19 protein-coding genes, 1 tRNA gene and 1 rRNA gene are annotated in these 24,944 nt (G+C 55.4%); 17 read left to right on the top strand and 4 right to left on the bottom strand.

Features of this window, described 5'->3' with window-relative positions:
- Position 1: 1 nt before the first annotated feature.
- Positions 2–1,009, bottom strand: coding sequence for a GTP 3',8-cyclase MoaA (gene moaA / locus J2S20_RS02925; RefSeq protein ID WP_307253098.1), 1,008 nt, complete (start codon positions 1,007–1,009; stop codon positions 2–4).
- Positions 1,010–1,996 (bottom strand): NTP transferase domain-containing protein, encoded by a 987-nt coding sequence (locus J2S20_RS02920; RefSeq protein WP_307253096.1) that lies wholly within the window; start codon positions 1,994–1,996, stop codon positions 1,010–1,012. It lies immediately after the preceding gene.
- Between the two features lie 179 nt (positions 1,997–2,175).
- Between J2S20_RS02920 and J2S20_RS02915 the strand changes: the two genes are divergently transcribed.
- From J2S20_RS02915 to J2S20_RS02900, 4 genes are read left to right on the top strand one after another with little or no spacing between them, the layout of a single operon-like run.
- The gene (locus tag J2S20_RS02915; protein WP_106611675.1) at positions 2,176–4,434 is read left to right on the top strand and encodes a xanthine dehydrogenase family protein molybdopterin-binding subunit; all 2,259 of its coding nucleotides are present in this window, start codon (positions 2,176–2,178) and stop codon (positions 4,432–4,434) included.
- Position 4,435: 1 nt separating this feature from the next.
- The gene (locus J2S20_RS02910; RefSeq protein WP_106611676.1) at positions 4,436–4,906 is read left to right on the top strand and encodes a (2Fe-2S)-binding protein; all 471 of its coding nucleotides are present in this window, start codon (positions 4,436–4,438) and stop codon (positions 4,904–4,906) included.
- Entirely contained in the window at positions 4,903–5,766 is an 864-nt protein-coding gene (locus J2S20_RS02905; protein WP_307253088.1) for an FAD binding domain-containing protein, read from the top strand. The genes J2S20_RS02910 and J2S20_RS02905 overlap by 4 nt, the downstream gene beginning before the upstream one ends.
- The gene (locus J2S20_RS02900; RefSeq protein ID WP_307253084.1) at positions 5,763–6,713 is read left to right on the top strand and encodes a tRNA dihydrouridine synthase; all 951 of its coding nucleotides are present in this window, start codon (positions 5,763–5,765) and stop codon (positions 6,711–6,713) included. The genes J2S20_RS02905 and J2S20_RS02900 overlap by 4 nt, the downstream gene beginning before the upstream one ends.
- 45 nt (positions 6,714–6,758) lie before the next feature.
- Here the strand turns inward: J2S20_RS02900 and asnA are convergent, their stop codons facing one another.
- Positions 6,759–7,766, bottom strand: a complete 1,008-nt coding sequence (gene asnA / locus J2S20_RS02895) for an aspartate--ammonia ligase (protein ID WP_307253082.1) — start codon at positions 7,764–7,766, stop codon at positions 6,759–6,761.
- Positions 7,767–8,080: 314 nt separating this feature from the next.
- On the opposite strand from asnA, the gene J2S20_RS02890 reads away from it, so the two are divergent.
- From J2S20_RS02890 to J2S20_RS02860, 7 genes are all read left to right on the top strand, one after another.
- Positions 8,081–9,844, top strand: a complete 1,764-nt coding sequence (locus tag J2S20_RS02890; RefSeq protein WP_307253080.1) for a L,D-transpeptidase — start codon at positions 8,081–8,083, stop codon at positions 9,842–9,844.
- Between the two features lie 167 nt (positions 9,845–10,011).
- Positions 10,012–14,118: a SpaA isopeptide-forming pilin-related protein gene (locus tag J2S20_RS02885; RefSeq protein WP_307253077.1), complete on the top strand. Its 4,107-nt coding sequence runs from the start codon at positions 10,012–10,014 to the stop codon at positions 14,116–14,118.
- A gap of 314 nt (positions 14,119–14,432) precedes the next feature.
- Positions 14,433–15,239, top strand: coding sequence for a bifunctional hydroxymethylpyrimidine kinase/phosphomethylpyrimidine kinase (thiD, locus tag J2S20_RS02880; protein ID WP_307253074.1), 807 nt, complete (start codon positions 14,433–14,435; stop codon positions 15,237–15,239).
- Positions 15,240–15,250: 11 nt separating this feature from the next.
- The gene (tenA, locus tag J2S20_RS02875) at positions 15,251–15,982 is read left to right on the top strand and encodes a thiaminase II (RefSeq protein WP_106611683.1); all 732 of its coding nucleotides are present in this window, start codon (positions 15,251–15,253) and stop codon (positions 15,980–15,982) included.
- Positions 15,964–16,746 carry an ABC transporter ATP-binding protein gene (locus J2S20_RS02870; RefSeq protein ID WP_330692734.1) on the top strand — a complete coding sequence of 261 codons (783 nt, stop codon included), beginning with the start codon at positions 15,964–15,966 and terminating at the stop codon, positions 16,744–16,746. Before tenA ends, J2S20_RS02870 begins: the two co-directional genes overlap by 19 nt.
- Entirely contained in the window at positions 16,743–17,510 is a 768-nt protein-coding gene (locus J2S20_RS02865) for an ABC transporter permease (RefSeq protein WP_172463617.1), read from the top strand. The genes J2S20_RS02870 and J2S20_RS02865 overlap by 4 nt, the downstream gene beginning before the upstream one ends.
- A gap of 21 nt (positions 17,511–17,531) precedes the next feature.
- The gene (locus J2S20_RS02860; protein ID WP_307253068.1) at positions 17,532–18,647 is read left to right on the top strand and encodes an ABC transporter substrate-binding protein; all 1,116 of its coding nucleotides are present in this window, start codon (positions 17,532–17,534) and stop codon (positions 18,645–18,647) included.
- 228 nt (positions 18,648–18,875) lie between these two features.
- Here J2S20_RS02860 and J2S20_RS02855 read toward each other — a convergent pair whose 3' ends face one another.
- On the bottom strand, positions 18,876–19,715 hold the full coding sequence (locus J2S20_RS02855) for a 3-hydroxyacyl-CoA dehydrogenase NAD-binding domain-containing protein (protein ID WP_307253066.1): 840 nt from the start codon (positions 19,713–19,715) through the stop codon (positions 18,876–18,878).
- Positions 19,716–20,193: 478 nt separating this feature from the next.
- On the opposite strand from J2S20_RS02855, the gene ftcD reads away from it, so the two are divergent.
- From ftcD to J2S20_RS02825, 6 genes are all read left to right on the top strand, one after another.
- Complete coding sequence (gene ftcD, locus J2S20_RS02850; RefSeq protein ID WP_106611685.1) at positions 20,194–21,141, top strand: glutamate formimidoyltransferase; 948 nt, start codon at positions 20,194–20,196, stop codon at positions 21,139–21,141.
- 1 nt (position 21,142) lies between these two features.
- Positions 21,143–21,781: a cyclodeaminase/cyclohydrolase family protein gene (locus J2S20_RS02845; RefSeq protein ID WP_307253061.1), complete on the top strand. Its 639-nt coding sequence runs from the start codon at positions 21,143–21,145 to the stop codon at positions 21,779–21,781.
- 71 nt (positions 21,782–21,852) lie between these two features.
- The gene (locus tag J2S20_RS02840) at positions 21,853–23,529 is read left to right on the top strand and encodes a formate--tetrahydrofolate ligase (protein ID WP_307253058.1); all 1,677 of its coding nucleotides are present in this window, start codon (positions 21,853–21,855) and stop codon (positions 23,527–23,529) included.
- Between the two features lie 238 nt (positions 23,530–23,767).
- Positions 23,768–24,190: a Fur family transcriptional regulator gene (locus tag J2S20_RS02835; RefSeq protein WP_106611689.1), complete on the top strand. Its 423-nt coding sequence runs from the start codon at positions 23,768–23,770 to the stop codon at positions 24,188–24,190.
- Between the two features lie 199 nt (positions 24,191–24,389).
- Positions 24,390–24,478: transfer RNA gene (locus J2S20_RS02830), tRNA-Ser, on the top strand.
- 298 nt (positions 24,479–24,776) lie between these two features.
- Positions 24,777–24,944, top strand: a 16S ribosomal RNA gene (locus tag J2S20_RS02825); the annotation flags it as partial.

Raw genomic sequence — 24,944 nt, 5'->3', positions numbered from 1 at the left:
CTCAGCCTCCGATCTGGTTCATGAGCCGCGACTCGCCTTCATTCGGACAAAGCTCACTGCTGTCTGCCGTTTCCGGGGCCGCGTTTGAAAAGTGATGCGCCATCGGTTTTTCGTGTATGCCCTGCGCGATGGCATTGCGGATGCGGTCGTCGTCCGCATTGCTGCGCAGAAGCGTGCAGAGATCAATGCTATGGCTGTAATAGAGGCACGGCTTCAGCTTTCCGTCGGCGGTGAGGCGAATGCGGTTGCAGTGCTCACAGAAGCTGTGGGACATAGCGCTGATGAAACCGATGCGCCCCTGAAAGCCGGGGAAACGCACCAGACGGCTTGGCCCGGAGCCGGGGGCTGCGGCACAGGGGGTGGAGGAGCCGAAGCGTGCCTCCAGCACGGAGAGTACCTCCTGCTCGGTCTTTCTCCTGAGTGTTCGTCCGAGTCCCAGCGGCATGAGCTCTATGAAGCGCACATCGAGATTGCTGTGGGATCTTGCGAGCTCCGCGAGCGCACACCACCGATCGCTGTTCAGTTCCGAGGGGACACAGTTGATTTTCACCTGAAAGCCGGGAATTGCGAGTGCCGCGCGAAGCCCGGCGAGTGCGTCGGCGAGTGCGTTTCGTCGCGTGAGCGCTTCAAATTCCGCTGCATCCAGAGTGTCAATGCTCAGGTTGACGCCGTCCAGCCCGGCATCAAGCAGTGCGGGGAGCTGTGCCTTCAGCAGTACGCCGTTGGTGCTCAGATAGACGGAGCGTATGCCGTGCGTCTGTTTTAAGCCCCTCACGAGCTGGTCCAGATTCTGCCGCACCAGCGGCTCGCCTCCGGTCAGACGTATTCTTCTGATGCCGAGAGAGGAGAAGATGCGGGCGAGCCGGAGAATCTCCTCATAACGCAGAATTTCGCCGTGAGGAAGGCTCTCCACGCCCTCCGCGGGCATACAGTAGCGGCAGCGGAGATTGCAGCGGTCTGTGACCGAAATGCGCAGATAGTCAATCAGCCGATTCTGTTGATCCAGCATTTATGTCTCTCTTTCTGCGATGTCAGCCGTTGTCTGGCGTTCTGAGGACACGCGGAGACAGGCCGGGAAATGTTTGTCGAAGAGCCGGGCGGCCTGGTCGGAGAGCTCGCGGTGGAAGCTCCGGTAGGCAGACAGAAGCTCTGCGCCGCGTGAAGACAACGAAGAGCCGCCGCCTCCCTCGCCGCCGATGGTGCGAAGCACCACGGGAAAGCCGAGCTGGCGCTCCATGAGCTGCACCATTTTCCAGCCCTTCGAATAGGAGATGTGCATACAGGCGCAGGCGTTCTGGATGGAGCCGGTCTGCGCGATCATATCGAGGAGCTGTACACTCTCTGTCGTGAGAAAGAGCTCCTCCATGCCGATATTCAGCTGCAGATCGAGCCGAAGGTTTCCGTGCCCTGCGAGCTGTGCCTCGTAGCACAGCAGCCGCTTGTAGTCCTGTGGTGTATCCGCATCCATGCGTATGCCGGGATCACCGGTCTCGAGCTCCGCAAGCTGTAGTGTGCCGGTGCGGAGCAGCCCCTTGAGACCGCCGTCTCCCCGGAAATCAAGCACTGCCGGGACGGCGTCTCTCCGGAGCAGGAGAGGGTGTCCGCCGCGGCCCTCGAAGAGTGGGCGGACGACAGCGGCGTCCTCTGCCAGCATTTTCCGCATGGTCTCAGGCTTCACCAGAGGGATATCCCCGGGGGTCAGAAAGATGCGGTCCGCCTCCGGGGAGACAGCGGCAAGGCCAAGCTGCAGGGAGGCAAGCATATCTGTCTCTGCGAAACGTTCGTTTTTTAAAAATATAACGCCGGGCAAATTTAAGTGCCGCATGAGAACGGCGCTCTGATATCCGGTGACTATGATGACCTCCTCCGCTCCGGCGCTTTGCAGTGCGGAGACGGTGTGGTGGATGATCGTGGAACTGCCGAGGCAGAGCAGAGGCTTGAAATCTCTCATCCTGGCGGAAAGCCCGGCGGCTGCAATTACGGCTGCGACCTTCATGGCGGAACCTCCTGTGTGAGCGTATGCCGATTTGAAACAGATAAATTGGTTTCATGCTAGCACAAAAGAAATAAAGCTGTCAATCTTCAACGCTTTTTCAATTACAAAATGCTATGATTAAACACAATATAGTTTGTGGTTTTAGCTCTTTTTTATGAGAGCAGGGAGAGAGGAGCAGCATGGAGCTGATAGGACATGATATTCCGATCCATGACGCCAGGGGAAAGGTGACCGGGCGTCTGAAATATGCGGCAGATAAGACCATGTCGCGCATGGCACATATCGCGATGATATTCAGCACGATACCGCATGGCTACGTGGTCTCAGTCGATGCCGGAAAAGCGCTCGCACTGCCGGGAGTGTATGGCGTGTTTCACTGCCTGAACACAGAGGATTACCGCTTCAATCGCTTTCGCAGTCAGGCGACGCAGGATGAACTGCCCCAGGAGGAGCACGTATTCGAGAAGTACGTGCGCTTTGTCGGCGACAGAGTCGGTGCGGTTGCAGCGCGGGATGAGGAGACGGCACGGCGCGCAGCTGCGCTGGTTGAGGTGAAGTATCAGGAGCTTCCCTACGCGCTGAGTTTTGATGAGGCGCTGGAGGGGAAGAACTGTCTCCCGGGCGAGGAACCGGTGAAGAGCGAGTGCTTTCTGGAGACGGGAGAGGCGGAGCCGGATGAGGCGGAGGGGATTGAGATCGTCGCGGAGACGGAGATCGCGCGTCTGCACCACGCCGCCATGGAGACGCACGTCTGCATTGCGGATTATGACCCGGATCTCGACGAGCTCACCATCGAGAGCCCGAATCAGTCTGTCCATGGAATTCGTACCGTCGTTGCGGATATGCTGAAGCTTCCCTACAGCCGCGTGCGCGTGATCAAGGCGGCAATGGGGGGGTCTTTTGGCGCAAAGCAGGAGTGGATGCTTGAGCCGGTTGCGGCAGTGCTGGCAAAGGAGCTGCGCCGTCCGGTGAAGCTGGCTTTTGACCGCGCGGAGACGATGCGATCCACAATATGCCGCGGCGCCATGCGCGCAGTGTTGAAGGCGCGTTTCCGGGCGGACGGCAGCATACTCCGCATGGATCTGGATCTGTTAAGTGATGCGGGGGGATATATCGGAAATTCAGCGGCATATATTCGTACACTCTACGGCAAGATGTTCCGCTGCTATCGCGTGCCGCACGGGCTTATGCACGGCCGGGTGGTCTCCACCAACACCCCGGTTTCCGGCGCTTACCGCGGCTGGACAGGGCCGGAGGCGGCGACTATGATAGAGCATGCCATGGAGAAGGCCGCGAAGCAGCTGAATATGGACCCCGTGGAGCTGCGGCTTAAGAACGTGCTTCTGCCGGGAGATACGGATCATAAGTCCGGGCTGCCGATGGAGGAGATACGCACGAGAGAGTCGCTCATTCAGGGGGCGGAGCGCTTCCACTGGGCAGAGAGGCGGCGGGCAGATGCGGAATTCAACGCGAAGAATGTGCGCTATAAGCGCGGAACCGGGGTCGGCTGTGGTGGCCACGGCAATACCTACTTCCCGCGCTACAAGGACTTTGCGGGCGTGGAGCTCCGGATGTGTGAGGATGGCTCCGTGCAGGCCAATATCAGCGTGCATGATCACGGCTGCGGCTCTGTGACCGCATTTAAGATGATACTTGCGGAGACCCTGCATCTTCCGATGGAGCGGATCCGATTAAAGGAGGCGGACAGCGCGAACACCCCCTTCGACTTTGGCTGCTATGCGAGCCGCAGTACCTTTGTCGTGGGGCGGACGGCGCAGCGCTGTGCGGAGAAGCTGAGAGAGAAGATTATAGAAGGGGCGGCGGAGATTCTGGACTGCCCGCTGGACACACTCTACTACGAGGGAGCGGTGATCCGCTCGAAGAGCGATCCCGAGCTGCGCTTTACCTACGGCGATGTGGGACACGGCGCAATCAATGTGCTCCGCAGGGAGATCTTTGCGGAGGAGCGCGGACAGAACAACTCGAATCCGGGTGTCACAGGCACGCACTTTGCGCAGGTAGAGGTGGATACCTGGACCGGAATTACGAAGGTGCTCAGCTATCTCGCCGTGCATGACCTGGGGCAGACTATCAACCGCGCGATGTGCATCGCACAGATTACGGGTGCGGCACAGCAGGGCTGCGGCGCCGCGCTCCGGGAGGAAATTGCGATCGATCCGAAGGGACGCTCTGTGAACAGCCTGTCGAAATATCATCTGATGAACGCGCCGGCTCTCCCGAATATTGATGTGCTGCTGATTCAGGACGGACACTCCAAGGAGGGTCCCTTCGGTGCGAAGTCCATCGGAGAGGTGAGCTTTGTTCCGTCGGCGGCCGCGGTGATGGCTGCAGTGAATCAGGCGCTGGACAGCGATATGGGCATGATACCGATGTCATCGGACCGCATCGTGGAATATCTGAGCAAGGAGGAACACTGAGGTGAGGCTGGACTTTATATTGAACGGAGAGAGAACCTCTCTGGAGACGGAGCCGACGCGGAGACTGCTCGATATTCTGCGCGAGGATCTGGAACTCACCGGGACAAAGGAGGGCTGCTCCGAGGGAGAGTGCGGAGCCTGTACGGTGATTGTGGACGGCAAGGCGGTTCACGCCTGTCTGACCCTTGCATCGCAGCTCAATGGACGCGAGGTTCTGACCATTGAGGGACTGGAGAAGAATGGAGAGCTGGATGTGCTGCAGCGCTGCTTCATCGAGGAGATTGCGGTGCAGTGCGGCTTCTGCACCGCAGGGATGATTATGTCCGCAAAGGCGCTGCTCATGCAGAATCCGGAGCCGAGCGAGGCGGAGATACGTACGGCGCTCGCCGGAAATATATGTCGCTGTTCCGGTTATGGGCAGATCATAAGCGCAGTGAAGCGCGCGGCGAAAGAATTGAGGGAGGGCATATGAGCATCAGTCTGATTCCGAAAAATCCTGAGGAGCTGGGGGAGGCGCTCAGCCAGCTGACAGAGCGCTCCATCATACTGGGGGGCGGCACGGATCTCATCATTGTGATGCGGGAGAAGCTGCTCTCGCCGGACAAGCTCTTAAGCCTCTCCGATATTCCGGAGCTCAGGGAGATACGCGTGACGGAGGATACTGCTTCTATTGGCGCCATGGCGACCATGACGGAGGTCGAGCACGCCTTCGCCGGATATCCGGAGCTCAGAGCACTCTCTGAGGCGGCAGGCGGCGTCGGCTCCGTGCAGATCAGAAACAAGGGTACCATAGGGGGAAATGTTGCCAACGCCTCTCCGGCGGGAGACCTTCCGCCGGTGCTGTGGATGCTGGATGCCAAGGTGGAGCTCATGGGGCCGGCGGGCGCGCTGAGAAGCGTTCCGATCCGTGCGTTCATCCGCGGCGTGAAGGACACGGATCGCGCTTACAATGAGGTGCTGACACGCTTCATCATAGATCGCCGTGCACTGGCAGGCTTTGAGACCGCCTTTGAGAAGCTCGGACACCGCGAGCAGGTGACGATCTCCCGCATCGGTCTCGCGGCCGCACTAAAGAGGGATGCACAGGGCGTCGTCACGGAGGCCCGCGTGATTGCAGGAGCCATCCAGACGAAGCCCTTCCGCCTGGAGGCGGCAGAGCAGCTGCTGATCGGGACAAAGGCGGAGCCGACGGCTGCGCTTGCCATTGCGATCGGGGATACCTTTGAGGGAAATACCCGCAGACGCTACAAGGCCGCGGCGGCAAAGGGCGTCGCAGAGAATCTCCTGAAGCGCTTTGCGAAAGGGGCTAAAAAAACTGAGGATAAGTCATGATAAAGAGCTTCTGCCTCGCACCGATGGAGGGCATCACGGGCTATGTGTTCCGGAATGCCTTCCATCAGTGTTTCAGAGGTGTGACACATTATATGAGTCCCTTCATTTCGCCGGGACACGGTGGGATCGGTATTACGAAGCGGGACCGGAGAGATATACTGCCGGAAAACAATGCAGGCATTCCGCTGGTGCCGCAGATTCTGACAAACCGCGCGGAGGACTTCCTGCACACAGCGCAGCTTTTGAAGGACTGCGGCTACCGGGAGCTCAATCTGAATCTCGGATGTCCATCCGGTACGGTGGCGGCAAAAAATAAGGGCTCGGGCTTTCTGTCAGAGCTGGATGCGCTGGACGCGTTTTTCGACGAGCTCTTTGAAAAGCTCGATCCGGAGCTGACGGTCTCCGTGAAGACAAGGATCGGACGCTGCGATCCGGATGAATTTCCGGCGCTCATGGAGATCTACAACCGCTATCCGATCTCGGAGCTCACAATACATCCGCGGGTACAGAAGGAATTTTACAGGGGGCATGTTCATATGGACGCCTTTGCATACGCCGTGCGCGTGGCCCGGATGCCGCTCTGCTATAACGGAGACATTCTGGATATTGAGGATATTCAGAGGATAGAGGAGCAATTCCCCTCCGTAGAACACATGATGCTGGGACGTGGGCTTCTTCGTGACCCGCTGCTCGCGGAGGCGTGGTTTGCGGGAGGATATCCGGAGGACAGCAGGGAGAGACTGTGCCGCTTTCACGACTGTCTGCTTCAGAGCTACAGCCGGAGCTTCCAGTTTGAGAATGCGACACTCTGCCGCATGAAGGAGCTGTGGTTTTATCTTGGAGCGCGCTTTCCGGGCTGTGAGAGGGAACTGAAGAAAATAAAAAAGAGCAGGACACTCACAGAGTATCAGCAATGGGCAGAGAAGATATGCCGGGATTTTCTGTGAAATCTAAAGAAGGAAGAGCCACGCGATCGCGTGGCTCTTCCTTCTTTACAGCAGTATCATATTGTGTTCCTCGCAGCGGCGGCGCATTTCCTCGGGCCATATGCTCGCCTGTACCTCGCCGACGTGGGCGCGGCCCAGCAGCAGCATGCAGAGACGACTCTGACCGATGCCGCCGCCGATGGTGTAGGGCAGCTCGCCGTTCAGGAGCATTTTGTGATAGGTGAATTTCCGGCGGTTCTGACAGTCTGCCTTTTCGAGCTGCTCTGCAAGGGACTCTTCGCTGACGCGTATGCCCATACTGGAGATTTCTATTGCACACTGCAGCGGCTCAAACCAGAACAGAATATCCCCGTTCAGCGCCCAGTCGTCGTAGTCCGGTGCGCGGAGATCGTGGGGCTCTCCGTTCGAGAGCCTGTCACCGATCTGTTCAATAAAGACAGCGCCATATTCCTTTGTGATGGCATTTTCCCTCTGCTTCGGGCTCATGTCCGGATAGCGCTGAAGCAGCTCCTCCGCGGTGATGAAGCTGATCTCCCGCGGCAGGCGGTACACGGCGTTCGGATACTTATACCAGACCTCGTGCTGCATGTGCTTGATGACCATATAGATGCGCCGTACAGTGTCCTCGAGCGTCTCTCTCGTGCGATCCTCTCTGCGGATCACGCGCTCCCAGTCCCACTGATCAACGTAGCAGGAGTGGAGATTGTCCGGATCCTCGTCGCGTCGAATGGCATTCATATTGGTATAGATGCCCTCTCCCGGCTTGTAGCCGTAGCGCTTCAGGGCGAAGCGCTTCCACTTTGCGAGGGACTGCACGACCTCGACGGTCTCTCCCGGGATGGAGAGCATGTCGAAGCTTACGGGGCGCTCGATTCCATTCAGATTGTCATTCAGTCCGCTGCTGCGGGATACAAAGAGCGGTGCAGACACGCGCTCCAGATTCATCTGCCGTCCGAATTCCTTCTGAAACAGGTCTCGGATAAACTTGATTGCTTCCTGTGTCTCCCGGACGGAGAGAACCGGGTCATAATTTTCCGGAATCATCAGTGCCATAAGATAGCCTCCTTACAAATCGCAGTGAGCAGCTTCGCAGCCCCCTACTTTTTGATTATTTCTGTTGCCTTGCGAGATGCGCTCTGTGCTCCTCGCAAGAGCTTATGCACTAATATATCATACCTTCAAAAAATGAGTAAAGAAAAAGAAAAAACTTTTGGGAAAGGCCGCGCTCCCGGTTGTCTCTGCCTACCTTCCATGGTAAAGTAGAAATATAAATTTTAGAAAACAGAGCAGGAGCCTTTCCGTAGATAGACAGATATTTTCCGGAGCGGGCTTTTCTTCTGAAAAAGAACAGTAAGACGGGGGAATTTATGGAGAAGTGGACGAGGATCAGACTCGCGGCGGCAGCTGTTGTGCTGGCTCTGTACGGCACAGGAGCTGCTTATTTTAGGCAGCACAGCTTTCCAAACACAAAGGTAGACGGAGTGGAAGCCTCCTACCTCACACCGGAGGAAGCCTTTCAGCGCATTCGGAAAGAGACGGCAGAGGGGGCTGTGACTGTCAGCGTGAAGGATCGGCAGTATCAGCTTCCGCGCGCGGAGGTTCTCTCTGTCGCAGAGGATGCACCGATACGTCAGGGCTTTGCGGGGCAGAACACGCTGCTCTGGCCGCTGGAATTCTTTCGTTCCCATGAGCTCTCAAGCGGGAAGAATCTGAGCTTTGACAGGGTGCGCGCGGAGGAGCTTTTGGAGGAGCAGGGGCTCTTTCAACTGGATATTGCGCCTGTCGACGCAAAGATTTCGGATTATAGTCCTGAGAGCGGCTTTACAGTGCTGCCGGATGAGGACGGCTGGCGCGGCGGCCGGAAGGAGATCATGGATGCCATTCAGGAGGCTGCCGTTCAGGATGCCCTTGAGCTGGATCTCACAGAGCGCTTCGCAGTAAAGGCAGAGCGCTCCTCAGAGGATAGCGTACTTTGTCAGCTATGTGCGGAGCAGAATGCGCTCGCACACCACAGCTACATCTTGAAACTCGGGGAAGAGGAGCGTGAGCTGGACGGCACAATCCTGAGCGGCTGGCTTCGCGAGACGCGAGACGGCGGAAGAGGGCTTGACGCAGCGGCGATCACAGCTTATGCGGATGCACTTCCGGATCAGTTTGACGCGGCTCTGAAGACACTTGGTGCAGAGCAGGGAGAGCGCTATATCATAGATACGGTACTGTTTCAGCATATTCTGGCTGCAAAGCTCGGCGTCACGCTTCCGGTTCCCGAGACTGCGGCACAGACACGCGCAAGGGAAAAGAGCAATGAGAAGCTCCTGAAGGAGGCGCAGAGAAAGGCAAAGCGTGCGAAGACTCCGGAGGAGGCGGAGCGCATTCTTGCAGAGGCGGAGGCAGAGCTTGTGCCGGAGCCCGAGATGCTGGCAGTGAGGCTGTCATCTCAGGAGGAGCGGAGCGCGGGTGATGCAGACACAGCGCAGAGTGCTTCCGGGGCAGAACAGACAGAGCGCTATGATACGATCTGTCTCACAGATGGCATTTATATAGAAAACGTGGAGAGCGCTGAGGCGAGGGAGGAGCGAAGGCGCAAAGCCGAGAAGCAGTATGGGCCGGCCAGTCGGTCCAATGCGCTGATTCCGGACGATCCCGAGGAGGAGGCAGAGACGGCCTCTCCCTCCTCAGCAGAGCGGCATATACTCGCGGAAGAGGAGATCTATATTCCTGTCATCGCCGCAGATCCGGAGTTCCAGCTGGGCTACGGACTTGACTATATTGATATTGATATCGAGAAGCAGCATGTCATTCTCTTTGAGAACGGCCGCAAGATCATGGAGAGCGATTGTGTCACGGGTACGCCAAACCGGGCCAGAGAGACGCATAAGGGCGTCTTTCAGATCAACTATAAGCAGAGAAACCGCGTGCTGCGCGGCTCTCAGCGCCTGTATGCGAGCTTTGTCAACTACTGGATGCCATTTGATGCAGGGATTGGTCTGCATGACGCGACCTGGCGCGGACAGTTTGGCGGAACAATCTACAAGAGCTCCGGAAGTCACGGCTGTGTGAACCTTCCGCTGAGCTTTGCAAAGAAGCTGTATAAGCGCGTGTATGCGGGAGAGACAGTCTATGTGCACTGAGTGAAAGTAGAAGCGCTTGTCTGGCGGAGCGGTTGCACCGAGTAATTGGTGCAACTGCCCTGTTTTCTGTGAAGAGCCCAAAGATCTATATAAATATTAAAAAATATACAAAATATTAATTTATTACAGAATTTAATATCGTTTAATGCATTAAAAAAGTCAATGGAGTGATCCTCTTCGATGAGCTGAAGAACCATCGGGATTATATTCTGGAGGAGCTGAGCACGAAGGACGGCTATGAGATTGAGAATCAGTACACCCTGATCCGCTCAGAGCAGCTTAAGAAGGCAGAAAATGGCTCACTCACCGTGGAGGTGCTGAACAAGAAGCTCTATACGCCGGTGCCGATGACACCGCTCACAGGCACGCTGGAATTCTATAAGGTGGACAGCAATAACCGTCCGCTGCCCTTTACCGGGTTTACGCTTGAGGGCGGTCCCGAGGGAGCCAACCATGTGAGGCGCTTTGTGCTGTCAACAGAAACCGGACTGGTCCGTTTTGAAAACCTGCCAATGTTTGGCAGTGTTTATCCGTACACGCTGACGGAGACTACGCCGCGCGGCCTGCTGCAGCCCTTTGCGTCCAGAGAGATCCGCTTTAAAGATAACGGCGGAAAGAATGCGCATATGGATCTTGGTTCCATCAAAAATGACAAGGCGACACTCCTGGTGTATAATCTGGGGCTGTTCAGTATCTCCGAGCAGGAGAGGTCAAGGACAGCTCTGGAGAAGCTCAAATCAAGCGCAGGAAAGCGTCTTGGAGACGTGCAGCTTGAGCTTCAGTCCGAGGATGGAACAGTGCTTAAGGAGCAGTCGACCAATGCAAGAGGCGAGGCGGTCTTTCAGGATCTGGATGTCGATACGGACTATTATATTGCGGAGCCTAAGGCCCCGGAGGGGTATAAAGCGTACGAAAATGCCGGGACAAACAATCGTGTGAAGGTACATGTCGACGCACGCGGCAGGCTGAGCGTCAATGGTCAGGCCTCCAACAACAATTACCTTGTGTATCCGAACTATCCGGTGAAGAACACCAACCGCGTAGATATTCTGAAGGAGGACATGGAGCATCACCCGCTGGAGGACACAGAATTTCAGCTGTGGGAGATAAAAGAGGACGGCGGTGAAGAGCTGCTTCAAACTCAGAAGACCGGGCCGGAGGGAAAGCTTTCCTTCATGGATTTTGGCATGAAGAAGCTTCCGACCGGAGTCAGTGTGCCGGTGGCGGCCACCTTTGAGATCCGGGAGAGCAAGCCCAGAACGGGTTATGCGAACAGCTACCATCCCTTCCGCTTCAAGACCACGGGGGATAATTTCACCTATCACAGCTTGGAGGCGACCAACCCCAGAGTGACGCTCACCATAGACAAGGTGGAGCCAAATCAGGAGAAGACGCCGGTGCCGGGAGCGGAGCTCAGCCTGTATAGCTATGAGGGCAACAAGATCACGGGCGAAGCCCTTGAGACGGTGAAGACCGATAGAGAGGGAAAAGCAGTCTTCCAGTACGACAAATTTGATATGTCGAAAAAATATGCGGTGAAGGAGACAAAAATTCCTGCCGGTTATGAGGAGACAGTACCGGGAAGAGTGGAGGTGCTGGATCTGCCCGGAAAGGCCAATCAGGCATCCTTTGACGGAGCGCTTCATCTCAGCTGGGAAAACCGCAAGACCAGAGGAAGTCTTCGTATTCTGAAATTTTCGGAGGACGGTTCTGCGCTCCGGGGAGTCAGGTTTAGTTTGAAGAAGCAGGACGCCGCTGTTGCAGTGGAGGGCAGCACAGATGAGAAGGGAGAGCTGCGCTTTGCGGATCTGGAGATCGGAGCAACCTACATTCTGAATGAGGTCGAGACGCTGCCGGGCTTTGCGCTGGGAGCGGATGCAAAGAATCTTGAGATCAAGGTTACAGATACGACGGAGATTGTGAAGCGCTTTGTGAACAGCCCGAGCCCTGCAACTGTCTCTGTTCATAAGACAGACGACAGAGGACATGCACTGGAGAATGTCAGCTTCAGGCTGGAGAAACATATAGCCGGGCCTGTGTACATGAAAGTTGCGGTTCAGTCTACGGATAAGAACGGAGATCTTGCATTCGAGGGACTGAAGACAGGAGACTATCGCCTGTCTGAGGAAAGTGTAAAAAATGCAAAAATCGGCGGGAGGCCGGCAGAAGAGAGCGGAGCATGGCTTGGCTATGAGAAAACCGGCGCCAGATGGCGGATCAGCGTTCAGAAGGATCCGGCGGCTCCTGACGGAGCTCCCAAAGTCACTGTCACAGAGGAGGGGAAGCAGGATGCACTCGCACTCCCGCTTCAGGTTGTAAACCGTCGCGTGGAGCCTGCGAGGGTGAAGCTCACTGTAAACAAGAGCTTTGACGGTGGAACAAATATAGATCCGATGCCTGTGTTTAAGGTCAGGCTGAGCCGTTTTGATGCGGGTGGAAAGAAAGATGCAGACTTCCATCCTGTGGAGGAGCTGACGGCGCTTACCGGAAGCTCAGAGCGCAGGGCGGAGTTTACAGATCTGGACTATGATTATTACGACGATGAGACTGGCGCATGGAAACAGTGGATCTACTCTGCGGAGGAGCTCATAGAAGGTGTTCATAAGAATTTGTACACGCCGTCCTATGGCGAAATTCGCTATGAGAAAAAGCTGCTGCCCTACCGCAAAGACAGACCGGAGCAGGTCAATCAGCAGTCTATTGATATCAAAAACAGCTTCCGGCAGCCGGAGACTGAGGAGCTCATCGCAAGAAAGCTCTGGGACGTACCGGATCCGAGCGTTGAGAGGCCGGAGCTTGGCTTTGAGCTGTGGAGAAAGGGCGGCGACGCAGGAGACGGTGTCCGGGTCACGGAGGCGATGCCGCTTGATAAGAACGGCATGCGCAATTTCGGTCGACAGCTTCGGACAGATGCCAACGGAAGGGAGTACAGCTACTACGTAAAGGAGCTGTACAGCAATCCGGAGGATCTGCGGCTGGACAACTGGGAGAAGGAAGAGCGGGGGCTTACTGTCACGAATCGCCTGAAGGAGCCGGAAGGAAACCGGGCGAGCCTGCGCATTCAAAAGGAGCCGCTTGGCAATGGAAGGCCCGGACAGCTTGCCACGGGAGCCAATGCAATTCCCGCCGAGTCCGGTGAAGCCCTGAAATTTACCTTCCGCATAACCGGCCCCTACGGCTACGAGAAGGAGCTGCAGCTTCAGGCAGGAGAGGAGGCAGTGCTCGAAAACCTCTACTATGGTCAGTATCAGGTGGAGGAGACGGAGACACATGGGTACGAGCCGCAGTACGAGCCCGAAAACGGTGTGCTTACACTGAGGAAGGCGGAGAGTGAACAGCTGGTTCGTGTCAGGAACCTCATACCGGAAGACGGTGAGAAGCTCAACGTAACTCCGGAGCTGAAAAAAATATGGGTCAACGGACCCATGCCCTCTGTGGAGCTGGAGCTTTGGAGAAAGGGCCATCAGGTCAGCGGCGAGCTGATAGAGGAAAAGGTAAATGAATTTGTTGCGGACAGAACGCTCCGCTCCAGACGCTTCGATACAGATATGCAGGGAAGAAAGCTTGAGAAGTACGATCCCAGCGGAAGAGTATTTGAGTATTATGCGAAGGAGCCGAATCCGCCGGCGGAATATTTGTCAGAGGCAGAGGGGCTCACGGTCACCAATACCTATCAGCTGAAATATACGGAGCTCAGAGTCAGCAAGCGCTGGAAGGATGAGAAGGGCGAGACGCTTGAATCACATCCGGAGCGGGTGAGTGCAGAGCTCTTAAGAAATGGAAAGCCTGCCGGTATCGTGAGGGTTCTGAGCAATGAGAATCAGTGGACAGCAGTGTTTGAACATCTGCCGGAGACTGCGGATGACGGAACAAAGTATGAGTACAGTGTGAAAGAAGTGGGAGAAGCCGACGGCGGTATTCACTTAGGTAATCAGAGCTTCCATGTTAAAACGGAGGGAAGTGCCAAAGAGGGATATATTCTCATCAATCAGCTTAAGAGCCTTCCGAGGTCGTCCGGATCTTCAGGTGGCTCCAGCGTTTCGAGGAGGGTTACCAGGCCGAAAGAGTCTCCGCGCGAAAACGCTGTCAGGCCGTCAGAAGCAATACCGCTACAGTATCCTGCGGCGGAGAGTGTGGAAGAGCCGAAGAAGGACTGGAGAGCACTGCCTAAGATGGGAGATATGAGTGATAATATGCTGTATGCTCTGATCGCCGGACTGTTGAGTCTGCTCTTCCTTCTGTTCACGCTGCGGCAGAGAAAGAAAAGACAGTGATCCTGACGATCGGAGAGAGGCTTAAGGAACTGAGCCTTGACATTCGCCGCGCAAGTCCTTAAGATGAAGCGTGAAAACAGAATGATGAGGGGTGCTCGGTGGAACCGGGCTGAGAGTCGGCTGTCCTTGCCGTAACCCATACACCTGATTTGGATAATGCCAACGTAGGGAAGAGAGGCGGCTGCCCGGAGCTCCGGGCGGTGCAGCTTCTTGTATGAGAGGGGATGCAGCTGCGTCTCCTCTCTTTTTTGTGGGATCGTTTGCGTGTACGGGAGTTACCCCGGCAGGAGATTCGTCCGGAAAGGAGCAGAACTATGAAAACAGCGTTGACCATTGCGGGAAGCGATTCCAGCGGAGGAGCAGGAATTCAGGCAGACATCAAGACTATGCTCGCAAATGGCGTCTTTGCCACCTCCGCGATCACAGCGCTCACCGCGCAGAACACCACCGGAGTGCAGGGGATTTATGAGGTCCCTCCGGAATTTCTGAAGCAGCAGATTGACAGTGTGTTTACAGATATACGCCCGGATGCGGTGAAAATAGGTATGGTTTCCTCTGTGGGACTCATTGAGGGGATTGCAGAGCGCCTGCGCTTCTACAGAGCAGAGCATATTGTCGTGGATCCGGTGATGGTGGCGACCAGTGGGAGCAGGCTCATCAGCGAGGACGCGGTGGAGAGTCTCAAGACGGAGCTCCTTCCGCTTGCGACTGTGCTCACGCCGAACATTCCGGAGGCGGAGGTACTCTCCGGGATGGAGATTCAAAGCCCGGAGGACATGGAGAGAGCGGCAGAGCTGATTGGAAGGCGCTTTTCCTGCGCGGTACTGCTGAAGGGCGGACACAGCCTGAACGATGCCAATGATCTCCTGTGGCGGGACAACGGCTGCCGCTGGTTCATGGGAAAGCGTATCTTTAATCATAACACGCACGGCACGGGCTGCACGCTCTCCAGCGCCATAGCGGCAAACCTCGCGAAGGGGGCGGAGCTTGCGCTTGCAGTGGAGCGTGCGAAGGCGTATATCTCCGGTGCGCTCGCGGCCATGCTGGATCTCGGAAGTGGCTCCGGGCCTATGGATCACGGATGGGATATCGGAGAGAACTACGGCTCACATGAGCTGTGAGAGGAGGAGCTATGGACAGAGCTTTGCTTGCAGTACAGAGTGCAGAGGGGCAGCGGCTCCCGAACTTTGCGGCGCACGCGGGACGGACGACAGAACGGCTGCTCAGGGCGGCAGAGCCGATCTGGGAGGGGTATCTTAAGCATCCCTTTGTGCGGGGGCTCGGTGAGGGAAGCCTGAATCAGGACAGATTCCGCTTCTATATGCTTCAGGACTATGTATATCTCTTTGAGTACGCGCGGGTGTTCGCGCTCGGCGCGGCGAAGGCGCGGGAGCCGGAGTCAATGCGTATTTTTGCAGCTTACATCCATCAGATCATGGAGGGGGAGATGGCGCTGCACCGCAGCTACATGCGGCGGCTCGGCATTCCGGAGAAAGAGGCAGAGCAGAGCAGAGCCTCTCTCGACAATCTCTCCTATACCTCCTACATGCTGCGCATTTCCTATGAGGGCGGAGAGGCAGAGCTTACAGCAGCGATTCTCGCCTGTGCACTGAGCTATGAGTACATTGCCAGAAGACTTCTGAAGCAGTATCCGTCCTCCGTGTCTCATCCCTTCTATGGGGAGTGGGTGCAGGGCTACAGCTCTCTCAGCTATCACGAGGAGAATGAAAAGCTCATAGTCCTCATGGAGCGCCTGACAGAACAGAGCCCGGAGGCAGAGCTCTCGCAGCTCGCGGAAATTTTTGTGAACTGCTCCCGCTTTGAGCAGTCCTTCTGGGATATGGCATGGGAGCAGAGAGCGTGAGCGGTCAGGCGGTGCTCCGCTTTTGCGATGTCCGCTTTCAGTACGCATCGGAGGCTTTTTCCATCATTGACCGCCTGAGCTTTCAGATTCAGCGGGGGGAGTTCGTCTCGGTGATCGGCGCCTCCGGCTGCGGAAAGAGCACCATATTCCGCCTGGTGAACCAGCTGCTCATTCCGGCGGAGGGAGAGATCCTGGTGGATGGTCTGCCGATTGCGGGGCGGAGGCGCTACTGTGGCTACATGCCTCAGCAGGATCTGCTCTTTCCGTGGAGAACCGTTGCGGAAAATGTGCGCCTCCCGCTGGAGATCCAGAGAGGCAGAACGCAGGCAGAGATGAATCGTCTCACAGAGGAGGCACTTCAGAGTGTCGGGCTTTTCGGGCAGGGTGCGAAGGCGCCCCGGGAGCTCTCCGGCGGGATGCGGCAGCGGGCAGCCTTTGCGCGCACTCTGCTCACAGGCTCGGAGCTTTTGCTGCTGGACGAGCCCTTCTCGGCGCTCGACTGCCTGACGCGGCTCTCCATGCGGGAATGGCTGCTGAAGCAGTGGGAGCGGGAGAGGAAGACGGTGCTCTTTATCACCCACGATGTCGAGGAAGCAGTGTTTTTGTCGACGCGGATTCTGGCAGTGGAGACCTCGCCGATCAGGAAGCTTCGCTCAATTGAGGTTCCGCTTCCGTTTCCGCGTACAGCAGCGAGTCTTCAGCGTCCGGAGGCGGCAGAGCTGAAGGAAGAGCTCATCCGGCTTTTGAGAAAGGAGCCGTCATGAAGAGGTCTGAGTGGAAGGCAGCTATCTGTAAAAACGGCCCGGCGGCAGCGCTGGTATGCTTCCTGCTCCTGCTCTGGGAGGTGGCGGCGCGGCGCATCAACGCGGCCTATATACTGCCCGCGCCGGAGCAGATCCTTGCAAGGCTCTGGGAGCTCAGGGAGCCGCTGTTTGCGGCGCATCTCCCGGCCACGATGGAGGTTGTACTCATCGGACTGCTCATCTCCGTGCTGCTCGGGGTGGGACTGGCGGTGCTCATGGACCTGAGCCCGATGGCGGAGAAGGCCCTGTATCCGCTCATTGTCGCCTCGCAGACCATTCCGGTTACGGCACTCGCGCCGCTCTTTGTGCTCTGGTTCGGCTACTCCATTTGGAGCAGGGTGTTGGTGACGGTGCTCATGACCTTTTTTCCGGTGGCAATTACAGTCTATGACGGGTTTCGCTCGGTGAGAACAGATATGAAGGAGCTCATGCTGAGCTTCGGCGCAAGCGGGCGGCAGATCTTTTTCAAGCTGAAGCTTCCCGCGGTGCTGCCGTATTTCTTCTCGGCGCTGCGGATGGCAGTTCCGATCTCGGTGATCGGCGCCGCGATCGGGGAGTGGCTGGGGGCGCAGTGCGGGCTGGGCTACTTCTCGCGCCGCATGATGACACAGCTGGACGGGGCGGGCGTCTTTGCGCCTGTGCTTCTCTTGAGTCTGGCGGCCATGCTCATGGTCGCAGCGGTCGGCTGCATCGAAGCTGTACTGATTCATTGGAGAAATGATTGAAAAAATAAGGGGGGAACAGAGATGAAGAGTAGAAGAAGTGCTACAGTTGGAGTGCTGCTCGCGGGGGCGGTGCTTATGTCGCTGGGATTTACGGCCTGCGGCAGTCAGAGTGCAGATCATGCAGGCAGCGCCGCGGGAGAGATGGCAGCGGGAACTTCCGGAGAAGCGAAGAGCTCCGGGCAGTCGGAGACAAGCAAAGCAGGCGCGGCGCAGGGAGAGCTTCGCGAGCTGAATCTGGTTCTTGACTGGTATCCGAATGCGATTCACAGCTTCATTTATACTGCAATCGAGCGCGGCTATTATCGGGATGAGGGGCTGGATGTGAAGGTTCGCTTTCCGGCAAATGACAATGACGGGCTGGCTCTTGTGGCAGCGGGAAAGGCGGAGCTCAGTGCTTACTATCAGCAGGATGTGATTCAGGCGGTGGCGAATCAGGGGATCGGTCTCAGATCAATCGGCGCCATCTGTCAGACCCCGCTGAATATCATCCTCTCTCTGAAGGAAAAAAACATTCAGAGTCCGAAGGATTTTGTCGGAAGGACAGTGGGCTATGGGGGCACGGCACTCTCTGAAGCGATGGTGCAGGCACTCATGAAGGATGTCGGAGAGGATCCCTCTGCGGTGACGCTGCAAAATGTCGGCTTTGAGCTGATGAGCTCCATGACAACAGGCGCTGTGGATGCGACCATCGGCTGCCTTGTGAACCATGAGGTTCCGCAGCTCGAGGAAGAAGGGTTTGAACTGAATTACTTCCCGCTGACAGATTATGGCGTGCCGAATTTTTACGAGCTCTGCTTTCTGACGAATGAAAAGCTTCTTCAGAGGGAGCCGGAGGTGCTGAGGGCCTTTTTGCGCGCCTCAAAGCGGGGATTTGAGGACTTTCAGGCGGACCCGGAGGCATCGCTGCAGATCCTTCTGGACAATCAGAATGAGGAGAATTTCCCTTTGAGTCCCGATGTGGAGAGAAAGAGTGCAGAGATTCTGCTTCCGCTCATGGAGCAGGAGGACGCTCCGTTCCTGTCACAGACAGAGGCGTGCTGGCAGCAGAATATCGACTGGATGTATGAGCAGGGGCTCATCGAGAGAAAGCCGGAGCCCGGGGAACTCATGGTGAATCTGGATTATGAGCGCCGGTAGGAGTGAGAAGCGCACTTCGACTGTTGCTGCTGTCCGAAGGGCAGGCGCTTTGGTGGCCTGTCGAAAGAATAGATTTATTATATATTTTAATGATAAGAGAAGAGAAGCACCGCGGTGCCGGAGGAGTCTGGCATCGCGGTGCTTCTCTTCGTTTTTTGTGGCCGAAGCCATATAGTTGTACCACAGGACGGTGTGAGGAGCACGGTCCTGGAGATACCGTAGTTATACTTACTTTTTACTGTAATCGTAGAAGCCGCGTCCGCTCTTTCTGCCCAGCAGACCGCCGCGAACCATCTTCTTCAGCAGCGGGTTGGGACGATACTTGCTGTCAAGAGTCTCATTATAGAGAACATTCATGACTTCGAGGCATACATCAAGACCGATCAGATCGCCGAGTGCCAGCGGTCCCATGGGGTGGTTCGCACCGAGCTTCATCGCCTTGTCTACATCCTCCACGCTTGCAAGACCCTCGGCGTAGATGCTGATGCCCTCGTTGATCATCGGGATCAGGATGCGGTTCACAACAAAGCCGGGACCCTCCTGTACATAGACCGGATCCTTGCCGATCTCCTTGGAGATTTCATAAATCTTCTCGCTGAGGTTCTGCGGTGTAAGTATGCCGGGGATGATCTCAATGAGCTTCATGACCGGTGCAGGGTTGAAGAAGTGCATACCGACCAGCGGGCGGTTCAGATGACTCATCAGCTCCGTGATGGAGAGGGAGGAGGTGTTGGTTGTGAACAGCGCATCCGGGCCACAGATTTTGTCAAGCTGCTGGAAGACCTGGATTTTTGCCTCCATGCTCTCCAGTGCGCTCTCAATGACAAGATCGGCATCCGCGGCGATCTCAAGTCCGCCAAAATGCACTCTGGAGCAGAGCTCATCACAGCTCTCCTGTGTCATCTTACCTTTGGCAACAAGCTTTTGAATATTTTTGGAAAACTTTGCCTGCTTTTTCTCGGGATCCTTGCCAGTGACGATACACATGGCAACCTGATCACCGTGCGCTGCAAAAACCTGAGCAATTCCCATACCCATCAGACCAGTACCGACGACTGCAACCTTCATCTGCTTACCTCTCTCTTTCTTTTGTGGTGTACGCGGCAGTGTATTCTTGAAAAAAAGTCACTGCTTCGCCAGCTGCGCAATATTGAGATTTCTTTAACGTTAATTTAATAACGATATATAAATTATAACATACGACATAAATATATCAAGTCAATTTTGGAAAATTTATGTATTTTATCCAATACATTATATGCGATGCCGATAGCAAAATAGAAGAGGCCGATAACCAGGGATGAGAGATGAGGTCTTAAATAAAACCACATTGCACAAATATTATTTTCATGTTCATCTGGTTTCGTAAAGAATTGCCATGAGCAGACTTGCTGTTTGTAAAGGGAATCCTGCAAAATATCATACAGATGCTATATACCCCGCTATGCTTATAGGCTATAATTGTGTCAGTAGCGCTGATGAAGGCGCACTGCGTCACAATTTATAGCAGCATAACAGTTTGTCAGACAGAAACGGAGGTATTGAAATGGGAAAGAAATTGCTTGAGACAGTACCGAATTACAGCGAAGGCCGCGACATGGAGAAGGTTGGAAAGATTGCCGCCTGCTTTAAGAATAAGAAGGGCGTGCGTCTGCTTGACTGCCAGACCGACACAAACCACAATCGCTGCGTGATCACCGCAGTCGGAGAGCCAGAAGCTCTGAGAGATGCAGTTGTTGAGTCCTACGGTGTGGCTGTGGAAGTGATTGATATGACCAAGCATGAGGGGCAGCATCCGAGAATGGGCGCAGTTGACGTGGTTCCGTTCATTCCCTGCCGCAACACCACCTTTGAGGATGCGGATGTGATCGCAAAGGAAGTCGCAAAGCTCGTCGGTGAGAAGTATGAGATTCCGGTATTTCTGTATGAGGATTCTGCGACTGCTCCGCACCGTCAGAACCTTGCGAAGATCCGTAAGGGTCAGTTTGAGGGCATGGCAGAGAAGCTTCAGGACAAGGCGCTCTGGACTCCGGATTTCGGCCCGGATCACATTCATCCGACCGCTGGTGTCACTGCAATCGGCGCGAGAATGCCTCTCATTGCATTCAACATCAACCTCGACACCCCGAACATGGAGATCGCGACCAATATTGCAAACGCTGTGAAGAATATCCGCGGCGGCTATCACTTTGTCAAGGCGATCGGCATTGAGCTGAAGGATCACTACTCCGGCAAGGAGACGGTTGCGCAGGTTTCCATGAACCTTGTAAACTATGAGAAGACCGCTATCTATCGCGCATTTGAGGCTGTCAAGATGGAGGCGAGACGCTACGGTGTCAATGTGATCGAGAGTGAGATCGTCGGCCTGGTTCCGATGCAGTCTCTGATCGACTGTGCGGAGTACTATCTGCAGGCCTGCGCATTTGGGCCGATGAAGTTCGATGCGAAGAAGCAGATCATGGAGAACTGGCTGTTAGAGGACGAGGAGGAGTGAGATGAGCGAGCTTTTAAAGGATATGAGCGTTGAGCAGTTTATCGCGGTGACAGAGTCTGATGCTCCGGCGCCGGGCGGCGGCAGTGTCTCTGCTCTGGTTGGTGCACTGGGTGCTGCTCTGACGGCAATGGTTGCAGGTCTCACCATCGGCAAGAAGAAGTATGCGGATGCTGAGGCTGAGATGAAGGAGATTGCAGTGAAGGCGGCGGAGATCAGAAAGGAGCTTGTTGAGGCGATTGATAAGGACAGCTCTTCCTTCAACGAGTTCATGGCTGCCATGGGCATGCCGAAGGACACAGACGAGCAGAAGGCTGCGAGAACCGCTGCGATGCAGAGCGGTCTAAAGAGTGCTGCGCAGGTTCCGTATTCCGTGGCGGAGACTGCCGCGAAGATCTTCCCGCTTGCGAAGGCTGTGATCGAGAGAGGCAACACAAATGCAGTTACAGATGGCCTTGTGGCTGCGATGGCCGCGAGAACCGCTGTGATCGGCGCCGGTCTCAATGTCAAGATCAACCTTGGCTCCATCAAGGATGAGGCTTTTGTTGCTGAGTACACCGCAAAGGTGAAGAAGCTGGACGATGAGGCTGTGAAGCTGGAGAAGGAGATCTTTGCACTGAGCGAGCTCACAGACCGGCTGTAATCAAAAGTAAGAAGCGTAATTGAAACTGACGGAGTATTTTCAATCATAGACGACTAAGAGGATTGTAAACAATGAAAACAGATATTGAGATCGCTCAGGAAGCCAAGGCCCTGAATATCACTGAGATTGCAAAGTATGAGGGAATTGACGAAAAGTACATCGAGCAGTACGGCAAGGACAAGGCAAAGATTGATTACAATCTGCTGAAGGATCTTGCGGACAGACCGGATGGAAAGCTGATTCTGGTTACTGCAATCACCCCGACTCCGGCAGGAGAGGGAAAGACCACAACCTCTGTTGGCCTGACCGATGGACTTCATAAGCTGGGCAAGAAGGCAGCCTGCGCACTTCGCGAGCCGTCTCTCGGACCGGTCTTTGGCGTCAAGGGCGGCGCTGCAGGCGGCGGCTATGCGCAGGTGGTTCCGATGGAGGAGATCAACCTTCATTTTACCGGTGACTTCCATGCGATCGGTGCAGCGAATAACCTCATGGCAGCGATTATTGACAACCACATCTTCCAGGGCAACGCGCTCCGCATTGATTCCAAGAGAATCACCTGGAACAGAGTGGTGGATATGAACGATCGCCAGCTCCGCAATATCGTGAATGGCCTCGGCAAGAGAACGGACGGAAGAGTCCGCGAGGATCACTACGATATCACGGTTGCCAGTGAGATCATGGCCGTGTTCTGCCTTGCGACAGATATCAAGGATCTTCGCGACAGACTCAGCAGAATGATCGTTGCATATAATGTAGACAATGAGCCGATCACTGCAGGTGATCTGAAGGCTGCAGGCGCTATGGCGGCGCTCTTAAAGGATGCTCTGAAGCCGAACATGGTTCAGACGCTTGAGCACACCCCGGCATTCATTCACGGCGGTCCTTTCGCAAATATTGCTCACGGCTGCAACTCCGTGCTCGCAACCAAGATGGCTCTGAAGCTGAATGACTACGCTGTCACGGAGGCAGGCTTCGGTGCTGACCTCGGCGCAGAGAAGTTTATCGACATCAAGTGCCGCATGACCGGTCTTCGCCCGGATTGCGCGGTCGTCGTTGCTACCGTTCGCGCTCTGAAGCATCACGGCGGCGTTGCGAAGGCAGATCTCAACAAGCCGAACCTTGAGGCGCTGGAGAAGGGGCTTCCGAACCTGCTTCGTCACGTCGAGAATATGACCACTGTATTCGGTCTTCCGACTGTCGTTGCGATCAACCGCTTCCCGTTTGATACCGAGGAAGAGCTGAAGCTCATTGAGGATAAGTGCAAGGAGCTTGGCGTCAATGTAGTCCTGTCTGAGGTTTGGGCCAAGGGCGGCGAGGGCGGTCTGGCACTCGCAAAGGAAATTGTCCGTCTCTGCGAGAGCGGCGAAGGAAATAACTTCCAGTTCGCTTATGATGTTGAAGAGAGCATCGAGTCCAAGCTCAATGCAATTGTCAAGAACATCTATCGCGGCGCAGGCGCTGTCCTGACTCCGGAGGCAAAGAAGCAGGTGCAGAGACTCACGGAGCTCGGCTTTGATAAGCTGCCGATCTGCATGGCAAAGACGCAGTTCAGCTTCTCTGACAACAAGAACCTCACCGGTGCGCCGGAGAGCTTCAAGATCACGATCCGTGAGATCAAGGTCTCCGCAGGTGCTGGCTTCCTGGTAGCTAAGACCGGCGATATCATGACGATGCCGGGTCTGCCGAAGGTTCCGGCTTCCGAGAACATCGATGTCGACGAGAACGGAAGAATCACCGGCCTCTTCTAAGCTAATATTTATACTAAGCTTCTACATCTGCCCCGCGCGACCCGGATAAATCGGGCTGCGCGGGGCTTTCGCGTTTTTTATTCCGCAGCGGAGGGATGAAATTCTCACAGAATCATGGTAGTATAAAAGCAAAGCTTCTGTGGAGCTGTGGCATAAGCCGCAGCGTGGCAGAAGAATTGATTTTATCTCAGGGACTGTGCTGTGAGCAGCGTGCTGTCTCTGTCGGGAGGAGGAAGCTATGCCGAGGAGTGCGAGCTACAGCACAAAGGCGCGTCAGGGGATTATGCGCTGTCTTGAGGAGAGTTCGGCTTCAACAATAAGCGTTTCGGATATATTGGGATATCTCTCAGAGCGCGGGCTCTCGGTCAGCCCGACAACGGTCTACCGCTATCTTGATAAGCTCTGTCTGGAGCGAAGAGTCATCAAATATGTGGCTAAAAAGGGCGAGAAGGCAGTGTATCAGCTTGAGAGGGAGGGACAGCACTGCGCGGAGCATCTGCACCTGAAATGTGTACACTGCGGCCGTGTCATTCATATGGACTGTGGCTTCATGGATGAGGTAGAGGAGCACTTAAAGAGCGGACACGGCTTCCGGCTGCAATGCGAGGGCTCGGTGCTCTACGGTCTGTGCAAAGACTGTGCGGAAAAAGCACAGGGATGAGATGGGAGATAATGTCGATAAGCGGAGAGCTCCGGCTCTCCGCTTACAATCAACCATTATAAAAAAGTTGTGGAAACCTGTTGACATTTTGGAACGGAACAAGTATATTAAATGAGCTGTTTCACGAAAAAGAAGTGAACTCCGGGGAATGGCAGAAAATTACAAATCGTTATCAAAGATTTAGCACAGCGTACTTTATGCAGAAGTACCCAAGAGGCTGAAGGGGCTCCCCTGGAAAGGGAGTAGGTCGTTAATAGCGGCGCGAGGGTTCAAATCCCTCCTTCTGCGCGGCTGACAGAGGTCAGCACAGGACCTTGAAAATCAAAGATCAGACAGTACACACAACCCTGAAATTTGAGTTATTGAGCCGGGCAGCTGCGAGGGCCTGACGGAGAGGAAGCTTGCTTCTGAATCCGGAAGGGCCGAAGCAGATATGTGGCGAGAGCCACAGCATGAAATCGCCTGCGATTTCATGCCTGCACCGATCAGCTCAGTAACACTTTGAAATTTCAAAAGAAGAACCAAACCAAGTAAAACGGGTAAGATAACTGAGAAAAGTCAACGTTATCTGAACCGGAGAGAACTTAAAACAGAGAGTTCGATCCTGGCTCAGGATGAACGCTGGCGGCGTGCTTAACACATGCAAGTCGAACGAGAGATACAGGAGGAAGTTTTCGGACGGAATCCGGTAGATCGAGTGGCGGACGGGTGAGTAACGCGTGGGGAACCTGCCTCATACAGGGGGATAACAGTT

The sequence above is a fragment of the Moryella indoligenes genome, assembly GCF_030812885.1.
Lineage (GTDB): Bacteria > Bacillota > Clostridia > Lachnospirales > Lachnospiraceae > Moryella > Moryella indoligenes.
This window is presented reverse-complemented; position numbering and strand designations above follow the sequence as displayed.